At 59.6% G+C, this 12,746-nt stretch carries 16 protein-coding genes; 3 read left to right on the top strand and 13 right to left on the bottom strand.

Going from position 1 to position 12,746, the window contains the following annotated elements; all coding sequences use genetic code 11:
• Positions 1 to 222 precede the first annotated feature (222 nt).
• On the top strand, positions 223 to 1,134 hold the full coding sequence (locus tag BRO63_RS23650; protein ID WP_123786276.1) for a transposase: 912 nt from the start codon (positions 223 to 225) through the stop codon (positions 1,132 to 1,134).
• Positions 1,135 to 1,501: 367 nt separating this feature from the next.
• On the opposite strand, the gene BRO63_RS23645 is transcribed toward BRO63_RS23650, so the two are convergent.
• On the bottom strand, positions 1,502 to 2,083 hold the full coding sequence (locus tag BRO63_RS23645; protein WP_088142147.1) for a hypothetical protein: 582 nt from the start codon (positions 2,081 to 2,083) through the stop codon (positions 1,502 to 1,504).
• 172 nt (positions 2,084 to 2,255) lie between these two features.
• On the opposite strand from BRO63_RS23645, the gene BRO63_RS23640 reads away from it, so the two are divergent.
• Positions 2,256 to 2,765, top strand: a complete 510-nt coding sequence (locus BRO63_RS23640; RefSeq protein ID WP_306425687.1) for a GNAT family N-acetyltransferase — start codon at positions 2,256 to 2,258, stop codon at positions 2,763 to 2,765.
• Positions 2,766 to 3,454: 689 nt separating this feature from the next.
• On the opposite strand, the gene BRO63_RS23635 is transcribed toward BRO63_RS23640, so the two are convergent.
• The 12 genes from BRO63_RS23635 to BRO63_RS23585 form a co-directional block, all read right to left on the bottom strand.
• Positions 3,455 to 3,745: a HigA family addiction module antitoxin gene (locus BRO63_RS23635; protein WP_218824113.1), complete on the bottom strand. Its 291-nt coding sequence runs from the start codon at positions 3,743 to 3,745 to the stop codon at positions 3,455 to 3,457.
• Between the two features lie 14 nt (positions 3,746 to 3,759).
• The gene (locus tag BRO63_RS23630; protein ID WP_088142144.1) at positions 3,760 to 4,038 is read right to left on the bottom strand and encodes a type II toxin-antitoxin system RelE/ParE family toxin; all 279 of its coding nucleotides are present in this window, start codon (positions 4,036 to 4,038) and stop codon (positions 3,760 to 3,762) included.
• 95 nt (positions 4,039 to 4,133) lie between these two features.
• A complete protein-coding gene (locus BRO63_RS23625; RefSeq protein ID WP_088142143.1) occupies positions 4,134 to 6,119 on the bottom strand; it encodes a ParB/RepB/Spo0J family partition protein in 1,986 nt (661 codons plus the stop codon).
• Positions 6,120 to 6,150: 31 nt separating this feature from the next.
• Entirely contained in the window at positions 6,151 to 6,300 is a 150-nt protein-coding gene (locus BRO63_RS34300; RefSeq protein ID WP_173144391.1) for a hypothetical protein, read from the bottom strand.
• A gap of 82 nt (positions 6,301 to 6,382) precedes the next feature.
• Positions 6,383 to 6,820: a hypothetical protein gene (locus BRO63_RS23620; RefSeq protein WP_088142142.1), complete on the bottom strand. Its 438-nt coding sequence runs from the start codon at positions 6,818 to 6,820 to the stop codon at positions 6,383 to 6,385.
• A 592-nt stretch (positions 6,821 to 7,412) separates the two neighbouring features.
• Positions 7,413 to 7,982 carry a hypothetical protein gene (locus BRO63_RS23615; RefSeq protein WP_123786278.1) on the bottom strand — a complete coding sequence of 190 codons (570 nt, stop codon included), beginning with the start codon at positions 7,980 to 7,982 and terminating at the stop codon, positions 7,413 to 7,415.
• Positions 7,983 to 8,172: 190 nt separating this feature from the next.
• Positions 8,173 to 8,694 (bottom strand): methyltransferase, encoded by a 522-nt coding sequence (locus tag BRO63_RS23610; RefSeq protein WP_179215200.1) that lies wholly within the window; start codon positions 8,692 to 8,694, stop codon positions 8,173 to 8,175.
• A 139-nt stretch (positions 8,695 to 8,833) separates the two neighbouring features.
• Positions 8,834 to 10,168 (bottom strand): DUF3560 domain-containing protein, encoded by a 1,335-nt coding sequence (locus BRO63_RS23605; RefSeq protein WP_088142139.1) that lies wholly within the window; start codon positions 10,166 to 10,168, stop codon positions 8,834 to 8,836.
• Between the two features lie 49 nt (positions 10,169 to 10,217).
• A complete protein-coding gene (locus tag BRO63_RS23600; protein WP_088142138.1) occupies positions 10,218 to 10,514 on the bottom strand; it encodes a hypothetical protein in 297 nt (98 codons plus the stop codon).
• Between the two features lie 513 nt (positions 10,515 to 11,027).
• The gene (locus BRO63_RS23595; protein WP_088142137.1) at positions 11,028 to 11,222 is read right to left on the bottom strand and encodes a DUF6900 domain-containing protein; all 195 of its coding nucleotides are present in this window, start codon (positions 11,220 to 11,222) and stop codon (positions 11,028 to 11,030) included.
• A gap of 3 nt (positions 11,223 to 11,225) precedes the next feature.
• Complete coding sequence (locus tag BRO63_RS23590) at positions 11,226 to 11,477, bottom strand: hypothetical protein (protein WP_088142136.1); 252 nt, start codon at positions 11,475 to 11,477, stop codon at positions 11,226 to 11,228.
• Positions 11,474 to 12,121 carry a DNA methyltransferase gene (locus BRO63_RS23585; RefSeq protein ID WP_088142135.1) on the bottom strand — a complete coding sequence of 216 codons (648 nt, stop codon included), beginning with the start codon at positions 12,119 to 12,121 and terminating at the stop codon, positions 11,474 to 11,476. The genes BRO63_RS23590 and BRO63_RS23585 overlap by 4 nt, the downstream gene beginning before the upstream one ends.
• A 299-nt stretch (positions 12,122 to 12,420) precedes the next feature.
• On the opposite strand from BRO63_RS23585, the gene BRO63_RS34295 reads away from it, so the two are divergent.
• Positions 12,421 to 12,564, top strand: coding sequence for a hypothetical protein (locus BRO63_RS34295; RefSeq protein WP_179215199.1), 144 nt, complete (start codon positions 12,421 to 12,423; stop codon positions 12,562 to 12,564).
• Positions 12,565 to 12,746: the final 182 nt, after the last annotated feature.

Genomic DNA, 12,746 nt, shown 5'->3' with positions numbered 1-12,746 from the left:
GATGCAAATCAAACGTAAAAGTGGGTCAACTCTGCCTGCAAATTAACAAACACCAGCAGCATTGAAGTTTTTACGTCGAACGAAGGTATTGAGCATAGGCGCATCGAGGAAATCGCGAGCGATCGGCTAAAGGTACCTCGCACTACGAAACCTTATCGCGTCCTGTACGAGGGCAGCCTATCGTCGTGGTCCCTCTCAGATCCCGAAGAATATCTCGCTGGAGTGGATATTGAGCTTCCCGAAGGGTGCCTGACTCGCCACGAAGTCTTCAAATTCGTTGATGGCGGCCTGACGGTCCATGTGCCTGCTCTAGTGCTGATGCAGGCATTCTTTAAACCCAGCCCGATATTGTTTCCGGCGGCTTTCAAGATAGCAGGCCCGGATCTCCTCGCTTATGTCGACTATGCGCAAGCGACGCCCGTTGTCGTCATCGATAATCTCGCTTACATCCGACATACTCGTCGTTGCAGGGAGAACACAGCACCCAATAAGCCCCTGGAGTGGCTGCATCTCTCCAAGTCAGCCAAGCATGCGATGCACAGCGTCTATCTGGGCGCATCAAACGGGACCCTGCGGATGTCTCTTCCTCTTGGTGACTTTCGAATTGCATTGCATGGGCCTAGGGTTGGCAATCAGGTTTTTGCGACTACTGCGACGCTGATAGCGATGACCATACCAGCAGAGGACAGCGTCACGGGAACGAGTGAAACGATGATTTTTCACTCGATGGCGGACCCTCAGCGAAAATCTAAGGCGTCCGCTGGAGGAATCAATATCCCGTTGCATTCGGATGGAACATCATTGGTTACCGACCAGGAATGGCAGCTGATCGAGCCAATCCTGATGCCAAAATTCAACGCACAGAAGATCATTCACTCCCGCAGGCACTTGTTGGACGCCATCCTCCTGAAACTATCCTCGGGTATATGGTGGGCTAAGGTGCCGACCAAAGGCTTCAGCATTAACGACCTGAGCTGGACGTTTCGACGCTGGAAGACTGAAGATCTCTTTGATCAGGTGCTGGAGGTGTTGAGGGCCGAAAGGCCGGACGGTTCACAGGTTCAGTCCATCACCCGAATAGGAAACAAGCCGGTTATGGCTAGCGAATCACTGGGGCAGGCTTCCACACGTTAACGGCCAGTTGGACGACAACAGCACGTCCAACCGCCTGGGCCCCGTCGACGTGCGAGGCTTCCAGTAAGCATCGGGACCCAGGCCCGAAGCATTCGCTTCGGGCTTTTCTTTGTCCACCCGGGCGACCACTCAGTCCACTTCAGATCCCGCCCCAGCCTGGAAACTGGAAGCTTTGGACAGAACAACCAAGGGTGCCTAGACAGCGCAAACCTATCCCCGATGTCTGAAAAACACTCGATTACCCAGCTATGCTGGGTAAAAATGTCTGAAAAGTAGTCGCTTACCGATTGTTTTGTCGGAAAACTAGTCGATTACTGCCTGTCATGTCTGAAAACTAGATGATTGCCGCATTGCGATAGCCCATACGTTAAGGCATAAGCCCTCTGACCTTTTCTGTCGCGGACTTCAGGAATCGCGGCAGGTGCACGACGGCTTCCCATGAGCCATCGTTCTCAGCTCCGACCAAGAAGACAAAAGCACCGGTCATCAGGAAATTCTTTCCATCCGCTCGACTTGCTCCACTCAAGACCATGTCGTAGTACGGAGCCGTCCAAACAGCCTGCAAATTCCCCTCGGCAGGGTCCTTCCATTGGATGCTCTCACCGTGCATGATGCAATTGCACGCTTGGCGAAGACCAAAGTTCAGAGAATCCTTGGGCGGGTTATTTGCATAAAAACCAATGCTGTCTTCATCCGACAACGGATGCATTGCATGGTGTTTGCGCTCCTGCGGAGACATCGCACTCCACTCTCGATCTTGAATCCGTCGAATCGCCGCAGCAATGGAAACCAGAAGGTGCTCGGCCTCATTCCGAAAGAATTCATCGTGTAGCCCGCCCAGCCAGCCCACATCGTCGAAGCGAGTGCTATGTCTATTTGCTCCGAACTCCAGCATTAACGCGAGACGATAGACGTCTCTCAGAACCAGATTGTGATCGAACCAGTGCATTCACATTCCCATGGAACAATAGAGCCATACAGCTACATCGGTATCAGGCTCAATCTGCAAATCAACGCCATCGTCGGTGATTGAGCGGCACCCAGACCAGAACTTTAATGTCATGCACCTAAGCATAGGGTGCAAATCTGGGCCAGAACTTTAATGGCATGGATTTTTCCACATTTTCAGAAAACTCTTTGAAATCAAAGGCCCTCTGGAACAGAACTTTATTGTCATTCACCAGGACGAGGGCGCGTTATTTCAGGTCTTTCTATCGGCTGTACATGACATCGCATCACGTGACTACACAGCAGCACAAATAGAGGCTTGGGCACCGACAGACATTGCCCCAGAAGAGTGGGCTAGCCGCATGAGGGATTTACGACCATTTGTCGTTGAAGTCGAAGGTGAAATTGCTGGATATGCTGACATTCAGCCCAACGGATACATCGATCATTTCTTTGTGTCGGGGGCCTATCCGCGACAAGGCGTCGGCACCTTGCTAATGAGTCGTATCCATGACGAAGCCAAGCTACTGGGGATTAGCGAGCTCACGGCGGATGTGAGCAAGACCGCTGAGCCATTCTTTTTGCACTGCGGTTTTCAAGTGGTGGAGCGAGGATTTCCTATTCTGCGGGGCGTGACACTGCAAAATGCACTGATGCGAAAAAACTTACACCACAGGACATGACTCACTAGTCCACTCTGGGTCGATAGCGGCCGGCGCGAACGAGGCTCCGCCCTGGCTTCAGGTCAGCTTCAGTGAACCACATCATAAGCTGAATGGAACTCGCCCTTCGGCGCCTTCAGAACGAAGTGCTGCGCAGTCCGGGCTGCTCCCTGCGGGCAGCCAGACCACAACCCTATTACGTGGACATTCTGTAGATAATTCGGAGACACAAAGTCACAAGACGTAGACAGTCGGTAGACAGCAGGCGACATTGTGTAGACAAACGGTAGACTGAATGTAGACGTCATCGGAGTTTTGGCGCATTTCTGATCTGAAAAGTCTCTTTCACCGCCGTTTGTGTACAAGTGAAAGTTGAAAGAAGGCCATATGTGCCGAGGACTTGGGTGTGGTCGGAGGCTTTCGGTGTCATACAAAGGAAAAAGGTTTCCGGCAGGAAAAACCCAAAAAAATCAAAGAGATGACCGCACCCGCAGGGTGCGTTCTGTGTGGTGGCCTTAAGGGATCCGCCGCCGCCCTGGCGGCGGGGACCTTAAGGGCACCTGTGAGCGTCCGGGGGACGCTCACGAAGTCCGCAGGACGGCCCCGCCGGCGCAGCCGGTGGGAATGGCCGCCCCGCATGAAACCACCGCCACAACCAATGCAAAAGGCCGCCCTAGGGCGGCCTTTTGCATTGGCGGGTGTTGTGGGGGTTAGTGCGCGTCAGCCACAGCGGCCAGCGGCCGGACAGGGGGCTGCTCGTGCTGCAATGCCTGCCACAAGTCGTAGTTAGCCTGCATGGCCACCCACGCTTGGGCGGTGCTGGCCCCGGCCTGCTCCAGGCGGACCGCAAGGTCCGGACTGATTCCGGCCTTGCCGTTGAGCACGCGGGAAAGTGCCACTCGGGACATGGCCAGCCGTTCAGCGGCGTCAGTCACGGATAGACCCAGGGCAGCGATAACATCCTCCCGGAGAATTTCGCCCGGATGCGGAGGGTTGTGCATCATGATGTTGGCTCCTAGTGGTAGTCCTGGTAATCGACCAGTTCGGCACCGGCCTCGGTAAATCGAAAGGTCACGCGCCAATTGCCGTTGACCCAGACCGACCAATGGTCCGCAAGATCCCCTTTCAGCGGGTGCAGCTTGTAGCCGGGCATGTTCATATCTTGCGGTCCTTTCGCCACGTCTAAGACGGCAAGAATCCGTCTCAGCTTGCTGGCGTGCGCGGCCTGGATGCCCCGCGTTGAACCTGTGCGATAGAAGGTCTCAAGACCCTTGTGGCGGAATCCGATGATCATTCGTTATTGTATCCCGCAACGATACACGATGCAATAGCTATCAGAGCGAAACTGATGCCGTCCGCCCCGGGGCTTCCCCCGGGCGGACATGGTTCTTACGCCTCCATCTCGCCCATGGGGTGCTCCACCGCCATTTCGGTCAGAAGGGGTTGCGTGCGCATCAGTTCAGGAACCCAGCCCTTCCCCGCCAGCAGTTCCTCAGCAGCAGCAGCCGCCTGGGCCTTCTTCATCGCCAACAGCTGCTGCGCCTGTTCATTGCCGACCTCTTGCGCGACAACAGAAGCCATTCGCTCTTTAGACACGTGCGCCAGGTAGGATTGGGCCGTGGGTTGCCACCATTTGCTCATGTCCAGGCCGACAATTTCCGACAGCCGGTCAAGGTGTCCGGTTTCCGTGCCGTGCGCATGGCTGCGATGACGATAAATCGTCGCACTGATCAACACTGCAAGCATGTCGATAACGTCGGCCTGCGCCTGCGCCAGAAGCCAGGGCAGGACTGCGCCGTCGTCCTCGGGTATGTCCTTCGTCACCAGTGCGATTTGCTCCTGCACGGTCGCCCAAGCGGCGCTGTCCTTGATACCCGGATCCGTGTTCGTCAATTCGTGATGTGCCGACCGTGCCGAGAAATCGAAGGTATCGCCGCTGGCACTGCGGCGGTTCCAGTCAATATCACCCAGCATCTGTTCCACCAGCAGACACAGGGCCAGATTGGGGCGGATCATGACCTCGGCCTGCAGGGCAATAACGCGCTGTGCTTGCAGGCGGTTCGTCAGCGCTTCCGAATGTACCGGGCGCGTCTTGACCGGGGGCAGATCCACGGCCTGCGCAGCCCCTTCCCCGCCCGCCTTGGTCCGCAGAATTTGCGACACCGCATCGCGCTCATCCTGGCGGATCAGGCCACGTGTGGCCGTCAGTTCGCCTTGATGGTCCAGGTGCAGAACCACACCGGCCAACGCCTTCAATTCCGGCGAGAAATCTCGCAGCTCGCTTTCGATGGCTCGGAGTTCACCTTCGTAGCCTCGTATCAGGCCGCGCACCTTGTTCAGGTCGGCCTCGTCGTAGCCCTCGACCGAGCGCAGTTCCGCAAGCTTGGCCTGTGCAGCTTCGATTTTCTTTCTCAGGCCATCAATGCGCTTGGCTTGCTCTTTGCTCGGCTCCTGCCGCACGCGCTGGATCTCGCCAAAGGGCTTCTTGTCAGCATGCTCAAAGGAAACGCGGTACTCGACCCACAGCCAGCCCTCTCCTGCTACGGCCTTCGCAAGCTTGGACCGCTGCATCTTTGCCTCTGCCATCGTGCGTACTTTCTCCGGGTCGGCCAGATAGGCGTCGTTCTCGAAGAGGTCGCGCCGCACTTCGCCGCCCGCCTTCTCGTAGGCGGCGACAGTGACATATCGAGCAGCAGGCGAGTCGCCCCGCATCTCGGTTTCCGAAAGCAGATTGCGGATCGCGTCATCCCGGTTCCAACCCTGGTGCTTCGCCGCCTTCCATGCAGCCTCCTGGCGGGCATGGTCGGACACCGAGGCCAGGGCCTGCATTTCCGACATATCGATCTTGCCATCCCGAAACAGCTGCATCAGCGCAGGCGACACATTGCCCAGCGCCAGTAGCTTCTTGACAGCGGATTCCGTAGCGCCGTGCGCCGCCGCAATTGCTTCGATAGTCCAGTTCTCGCTACGCAGGCGGGCATAGCTCTCAAACGTGTCCGCCGGGTGCATGGCCTTGCGGCCGATGTTCTCGATGAGGCTGGCATGGTGCGCAAACTCGGCCGGGATGATGAGGCACGGCACAACATAGTCAGCGGGAAAGGTCCCGTCCTCAATCAGCAAGTTTATGGAGGTCCAGCGACGACCGCCGGCGCACACCTCATAGGTGCCATCCGCGCACGCGACAACCACGAGGTTATGCAGCAAGCCGCCCATCGCCTTAATCGTCGCCTTCAGTTCCTGGATTTCCGGGTCCTGCTCCGCATCCTGCGGGCGACGAGCCTGATAGGTTTCGCTGAGGCGCAATTGCACATACGGGATCTCTGTACGAATGCTGGCAGCGTGGACGGCGGCAAGTTCTTTGGAATCGAATTTCATTGCTTGTACTCCTGAGGTCGAATTATCTGGATCAGTGCAACTGCGCGGAGGCCGGAACGTCTTGCACAAACGCGAAAAGTGCAGCGAGGTCACGCATGGTCATTGCCGGGATGCGGAAAGGCAGGCCCAGGGCATGGGCACGTCGCATGTCGTTCGCCAATCTGATAAAGTCGTGGTTCATCGCAGTTCTCCTTGCTAGGGGGGGTTGGGATGCAGGCCTCGCCGGTTGCCGCCGGACGGGGCCTTTTCATTTCAAGTAGGGGTCAGTAGCCCAGCCAGTTCAGCAGCGTGGAACCCCGATACAGCGGGTGATCGCCGCATTCGTCGAAAAAATCCTGGTGGTTCAATTGATGGTTCTCGATTTCGACCACGACCTGGAATCGGGTCAACACCGCCTCTTCGGCTTGCTCCAGGTAGGCCAGTCCGCCTTCCGGGACCGGCCCCAGGTCCAGAAGGTCGGCAAGCAGTTCGATCATGTCCGGCCGGTGTCCCGTCCAAGCAACGATTTGGCCTTTGACGATGGTGGCCACAACAGGCGAGGCCGGCGGCGATTGATCGGCTGCGCTGCGCTCGGAAAAGGAAATGCCACGGTTGACGAATGCCTGCCGTGTCTGGTCCGATTCAACGCATTTCGACAACGTGTAGAGGCTGACGAGCCGATGCTCCGCCTTGACCGCTTTGTTGGCTTGCTTGGAACACATCGTGAATCTCCCGAAAAATGATTTGTTGTGCTGACCTGGACTGAAGATTCCGAGCCCCTGCGTAGGTTTTCGGATCGAGCTTCGCAGTTCGGCGGCTGCGCGTTGTATGCCGCCCGTCCTGGTAGTTCGTCGCCCTTGCCGATCTGGATCACGGAGTGACGACTGGAAAGGGGCGGAGCACAGGCCGCATGCGGAGCGCAGGCCAGAGGCCGAGCACCGAACGGGCGCGCATCCGGCGCAGCGAACCCCTTGGAACGAGGAACGCAGTGATACAGTCGGCGGATTTAGGGCGACGAACTGCCAGGACAGGCATTGCGCCTGCTCGATAGCGATCCCGGGCCGGCCGCGCGGCGAGCGCCCCTAGCCCGAAGGGCTCAAACTGGCCGAAGGCCTGGGCAAACGTCGCGCCGCGACGTGCGCAGCGCCGCTAGGCGCGGAGGCGTGAGCCGACCGGAGGGAGGGAAGGATGGAAGCCCGAAGGGGCGAGACTGGCCGGTGTTTGGCCAGGCTCGATGCGAAGCACGAGAGCCCGGCCCGGAGCCGCCAGGCGCAGGGACACGCACAGGCCTTGTCGTTCAATACGGAACCGATGTCAGAACAGCTCGCCGCTATCCTGATCCCGCTGCCGACGAAGCCGACGCAACCCAATCGCCTCGCGATCGCGCAACTCAGCTAATGCCTGATCGAAGTCGATACCTCTTTCGTCCAGGATCCAGCGCATCGATTGCGTATCGGCCCGAGAAATTCGTTCACTTTCGTGCAGGCGCTGCAGCATTGCCTGCTGACGGGCATGCTTCCCGCGAACCCGCTTTAGTTCATTCTGCAGCGTCTCAACATTGCCCAATCTGGCTAGCAGCCTCGCGACCGTACCCAATTCTCGGCCGTGATTGACGTCATGAGCCCAGTCGGCGACACGCTGGTCTGACACCTGATCGTATCGCAGCGACGGCCCTGCCCGAACCGCCAAATGCCCTGCCGCCACGCGGAAACGCGGCCGACCATACTCGACCAGGCCCCATCGGGGAGGCAACTCGTCAGTAGAAATCATGCCGGCTGGCGCGAGGTAGTAGCGATAAGTCCCGACGCTGAGCGATGGATCTTGCCGGTGGGGCTTCGAGAAATCAGCTCGAAAGTCGGCTCGCGAGATCTTGGCTTCGACCAAGACTGAGTATGTTTCCCAACCTACGGACCGCACGCCAAATGCGTCCATCACTTCTCGCCCGCAAGGGGACTGCACTTCAGAGAATGCAACAGTGCACCCGGGTCCACCCTTGCTGCCAGGCCGCAACAGCCATTCAACTGCGGCCGAGCAAAGCTCACGATGTAAAGAACTGGCCACGTCGATATCTCCTTCAGGCGTCGAAGCTGAGCATTACTGCGCTAACGGCGGTGCCGGCGTGCTTGAAGATGCCGGCGGGCAACGGCTCCCAGGTGCCACCTGCCGCCAGGACCGCAGGCCGCAACCTGGCGTGTTGGCGCGGTCCATTCGCGCAGATGGCGACCATGCGGCCTCCCGGTGCCAAAAAGCGGCGGGCGTGCTCGATGTGTTCGATGTCCGCCCCATTTCGAAACGGCGGATTCATCACTATGCGGTCGACCAGGCCGAGCGCAGCGGGGTTCACGTCGAGGAAATCAGCGACCTTCACAGATGCCTCGGGCATTCGTGCACGCAGGCCCGCCGCAAGGCGGGCGTCAATTTCGACTGCCAGCAGCTGTACGCCGGGCCGGATCCTGGCGGCGGCCGCCAGAAGATCCCCAGTCCCGGCGCTGGGATCAAAGACGCGGGCGCCGGGTCGAATGTCCGCTAGCGTGACAACCTGGTCCGCCAACGCGGCGCCACTGACAAAAAGTTGATCTGCAGCGATCGGCTGCACGCCAGCTCGCAAATTGTGCGACAGCCCAAGTATGCGAGCTCGGCGGGCTTCCCGTTCCGTGCGGCTGCTTGTCGTTGTGTACATCGTCTATTCCTCGGTAGCGCCGCCGGCGCGGGGGCTGCGCCGGCGGCGGCGTCTGTTAGGCGGCCAGCGGCTCCTTCATCGCGGCCGGGATGTCTACGCGTTTCTTGTCTGTGATATAGACATGCGCAAGAACGGAGCCGCCCGATTCAAAGAACATGGCGCGGCGATAGCGATATGCGCCATGGTCGGCCGCGGCCGGCTCAGTGCGCACGCCCTTGTAATCCCGGTTTATTGCGCTCCACTGAGCGGCGGTGATTTCCCGGACTCCGGGCGCGGGGTAGTTGACGATAGGGGGCAGGCTTGCGGCATCGGTAGCGCCGCCGTGCACGGGCGGGCGGTAGTCCTTCACTCTTTCCACCGGAACCCGGAATTGCGCCGCCGTGCCCATGAATCGCGGCGCGGAGGTCGTCAGGGAAACAATCGCGCCGCCGGCGCCCTTGTTAATGCGCAAAATGGTCAACCACTCGTCACGCGCCAGGACCTGGCCACCGCGCACAAACTCAAATCGCGCCGCCGTGGCGCCGCCCTGCTCTTCGAGCTGGGCGCGCTCGTAAGCAAGGCGGCCCTCGGTGTGATGCAGCCACCGACGAGCCCGCGCCAACCGTTCCTGCAAGGTTTCCTGAGCCAGCATCGCGGCCTGTTCGATAGAAACAACTCCTTCGGACAGCGCGCTCCAGAGGCCCATTTGCCCCTCGTATTGGCTGGCGGGCAAAGCGCGGGGATACTCGGCCAGCGGGAAGCTGCGATAGATGCGCGAATAGTTGGCCAGCGCGAGCGCTCGATCCATAGTCAGCTCAGATCTCCACAGTTCCAGGAGTGCCTCATCTGCCTTGCTATCTGTGGTGAACTTGCGCGCCTCAGCCTCAAGCCCTTTGATCCGGCGTTCGCGCACGCCCGGATCCGCCTTGATCGCAGCGTAGCGGGCCGCGCCGCGGGCGCGGTTGTCCCAGTAGCGCGACGTTTCAGCTAGCTTGATCGCTTTGCGCATGCCATTCTCGATACGCTCGGCATCCTTGCGTGCGCGCCTCTCGCTGTGATGACCGACCAGAATCGGCTGCCCAAAGGGAATATGCGCGGTAATGGCGTCAACCTGCGCATGTGCAGCCTCTGCCTCAACCAGCCGACGATCGCTATAGCCTTCGAATCGGTCGCTACGGGTTGCCGCCCGGCCTGCGACTGTGCTTTGCTCATCCTCAATTTCGCCACACAGCGCCAGCAGCACGTCCTCCCGTTCGGGCGTCCAGGCCGGAGCTACGAAAAAATCTTGCTTCGGCGCGAAGCGAAAGCCAGCCGCAGAAACGGTGGCGTAAGTCGCCTGGTCGAGACGGTGCATGGTGTGCAGGCGCAGTTTGTTGTCTTCCGGCGAGTAGGTAGCGGTCATGGTTTGCATCGCGGCTCTCTTTCTACGTGGTGATTTGCTAGGGGGGAATGTGGGAGATTTATGCTTCTTCGGTGGCGATAGCGAGGTACTGGCGGGCGTCGAACTTCACCCACCGGTAATCAACGGCCGGGCCAGGCGGAACGCGGACGTCAGAGCGATAGAGCATCGGGGAGAAATAGTCATCGCTGTTGAAGTCATGCAGTTGCTCGACCAGGCCGCGCAACTCCGTCAATTCATGGCGCTGCGCATCCGTCAATTCGCCGTCCGCCTGCGCCAGCTCCAGATCCTCAATTCGCGGCAGAATCGCCGACTCATCGATGACCGTGAGCGCTGAGGTGATCGGGGTTGTATCCATGCCATGCTTCCTTTCTGTAGTGGCTTTTCATTGGGCCGGCCAGGCCTGAAGATCGTTAGCCCGGTCGTGAACGGCTGGAATCGCTGGACTTTGTCTTCGCGGTTGTTGCCGCCAGTCCTGTTAGTCGCTGAGCCCGAGCCGATCTGGATCACGTAGTGACGACTGGAAAGGGGCAGGAGCGGAGGCCGCACGCGGAGCGCAGGCCGAAGGCCGAGCACCGAACGGGTGAGCACCTGGCGCAGCGGACCTCTTGGAACGAGGAACGTAGTGATACAGTCGGCGTTTGTAGGGCTCCGCGGCTGGCAGGCAAGGCATGCGAGAGGCATGGCCAGTGAGGCGCAGTCGTGCCGCGCGGCGAGCGCCCCTAGCCCGCGCCCTCCGGCGCGGGCTCTAACTTCCGCAGTTCGGCCGGGGTTGCACTGGTCGGCGCCGCAGGCGACGGCCCTCTATTCGCGTTGGCCGCCAGCGGCCACACCGACGTGTGCCGGGCCGCTGGCTTACGCGCCTTCGGCGCTACTCGGATCGGTGGTTATCGACCATGCCGGCAAGATAGGCCGCCTCTAGTGCATCCCGAATGCACCAAACCGCCTGCTCCTTGAAATCCAGGCTGCCGTGCTTTCGGGTTTCCAGTGTCTCCAAGAACAGATGTTCGCGAGCAATCCGCAGTAGTTCTTGCTGTGCAGCTTCGGACAGTATCGGTCTTGCCATGATCTACTCCGTGCTCTGTTCGGCCAGAACCTGGCGGGCTAACTCGTTGAGGTCTATTTCGTGGTTCGCGATGGCCATCACCTCGTGTAGAGGCAAGGACTCAAGGATTTTCTCCATCCGGCGATGGGCATCGTTCGAGGCAAGGAACGCCCAGCCCGGATAGGCCGCGATATCCTCCAAGCCCTTCGGGTTGTTCCGGCCGTAGCCCCTGAGATATGCGAGCAGTCCCGCGTTGTCGTTGGTCTGCTGGTTCATGCTGCAATCCTCTCTTGGTTGGCCAGGTGCAAACGCTCCATGGCGGCTGCGTGATACTTCGGATCCATCTCAATGCCGTAGAAGCGGCGGCCGACTTGGCGCGCAGCAACACACGTCGAGCCGGAGCCGGCGAAGGGGTCCAGAACAATCCCCCGCGGCTGCGTGAATGCTTCAATGAGGGGCGCCAGGCATTCGACGGGCTTTTGCGTCGGGTGGTGGCGGTTGCCCGAGTACTTCCAGGGCATCACGTCGGGAAGCGGCTTTTCCGGCACGGGCGGCTGTCCCTTGGCCAGCAGATACGCGGCTTCATGGCGATACCCGAGAAACCGGGCCTTGGATTGGTACTGCTTGGCAAACACGATATGACCCACGGCGCGCAGGCCTGCCGCCCGCCAGGCAGCAAAGAAACGGTCAACCCGATTCCAGCCGTAGAACGAAATGCACAAGGTGTCGTCGCGCATGACGCGGTGAATCTGCTTGAACGCCGGCGCAAGCCAATCGTCATTGATATCGTTTGCGATGCTGCGTCCGGCCCGGTCCTGGTAATTCACCAGGTACGGCGGATCCGTCAGCACCATATCGACACAACGGTCAGGCAAGGTCGGAAGAATCGACAGGCAATCGCCCAGGACGACGCGGCTCATGGATGGCTCCTCACGTGCAGCAATGGCAGCCGATCTGCATTGCACTGCACGGGGCAGGCGGGCGCAGGCCAGGAGGGGCCGGTCAAGGGACGTGGAATAAATAGCGAGCGCAAGCGAGCGGTTTATGCCGCGAAAGCCCTTGAAAGACTCGGCGCGGCTATAAAGCCGCGCGCCGTGCCGAGTCTGTCCGGAACCGCAAGGCATGCGACTGTGTGCTCCGTGCAGTGCTTGATGACCTGTGAAATACTCGGGGCCGATTTTCCGCATCAAGAAGATTCATCCCATTCCCTGGAGACCCCATGTTGATGAAGAACCTGGCCGCGCTGCTGGCCGCCGCCGCCTTGCTAACCGCTTGTGGCCAATCCGAACAAGAGGCCAGGGCCCTTGCCGATAAGAAGGCGACGAGCGGCGAGTTCAAGCCCAGCGAAGGAAAGGCTTATTGACCCGCAGAGGTCTTGGGCTTTTTTCGGACGTGTGGCCTGGCGATTTGACTGGGCCCTGCCCCACGCAGGCACATCGTCCAGGGCTCCTGCCCGGGTTGGAATGGCGCTTAGCCTAAATGCCTGAACCGTTTGGTTCGGGCATTTTTCATGCTCTGCGCGAACGCGCCTCGCTTCGATAGGTC

Source organism: Achromobacter xylosoxidans (assembly GCF_002192695.1).
In the GTDB taxonomy this organism is placed as follows: Bacteria; Pseudomonadota; Gammaproteobacteria; order Burkholderiales; family Burkholderiaceae_B; genus Achromobacter; species Achromobacter xylosoxidans_C.
Note: the sequence above shows the minus strand (reverse complement) of the source record. Positions and strands in the feature narration are given on the sequence as shown.

Excerpts from the sequence above, each read along its gene's own strand:
- BRO63_RS23620 (WP_088142142.1), bottom strand. The coding sequence starts at position 6,820 with ATGTGTTCCAAGCAAGCCAACAAAGCGGTCAAGGCGGAGCATCGGCTC.
- BRO63_RS23625 (WP_088142143.1), bottom strand. The coding sequence starts at position 6,119 with ATGAAATTCGATTCCAAAGAACTTGCCGCCGTCCACGCTGCCAGCATT.
- BRO63_RS23630 (WP_088142144.1), bottom strand. The coding sequence starts at position 4,038 with ATGATCATCGGATTCCGCCACAAGGGTCTTGAGACCTTCTATCGCACA.
- BRO63_RS23600 (WP_088142138.1), bottom strand. The coding sequence starts at position 10,514 with ATGGATACAACCCCGATCACCTCAGCGCTCACGGTCATCGATGAGTCG.
- BRO63_RS23590 (WP_088142136.1), bottom strand. The coding sequence starts at position 11,477 with ATGAACCAGCAGACCAACGACAACGCGGGACTGCTCGCATATCTCAGG.
- BRO63_RS34300 (WP_173144391.1), bottom strand. The coding sequence starts at position 6,300 with ATGAACCACGACTTTATCAGATTGGCGAACGACATGCGACGTGCCCAT.
- BRO63_RS23635 (WP_218824113.1), bottom strand. The coding sequence starts at position 3,745 with ATGCACAACCCTCCGCATCCGGGCGAAATTCTCCGGGAGGATGTTATC.
- BRO63_RS34295 (WP_179215199.1), top strand. The coding sequence starts at position 12,421 with ATGTTGATGAAGAACCTGGCCGCGCTGCTGGCCGCCGCCGCCTTGCTA.
- BRO63_RS23645 (WP_088142147.1), bottom strand. The coding sequence starts at position 2,083 with ATGCACTGGTTCGATCACAATCTGGTTCTGAGAGACGTCTATCGTCTC.
- BRO63_RS23605 (WP_088142139.1), bottom strand. The coding sequence starts at position 10,168 with ATGCAAACCATGACCGCTACCTACTCGCCGGAAGACAACAAACTGCGC.
- BRO63_RS23585 (WP_088142135.1), bottom strand. The coding sequence starts at position 12,121 with ATGAGCCGCGTCGTCCTGGGCGATTGCCTGTCGATTCTTCCGACCTTG.
- BRO63_RS23595 (WP_088142137.1), bottom strand. The coding sequence starts at position 11,222 with ATGGCAAGACCGATACTGTCCGAAGCTGCACAGCAAGAACTACTGCGG.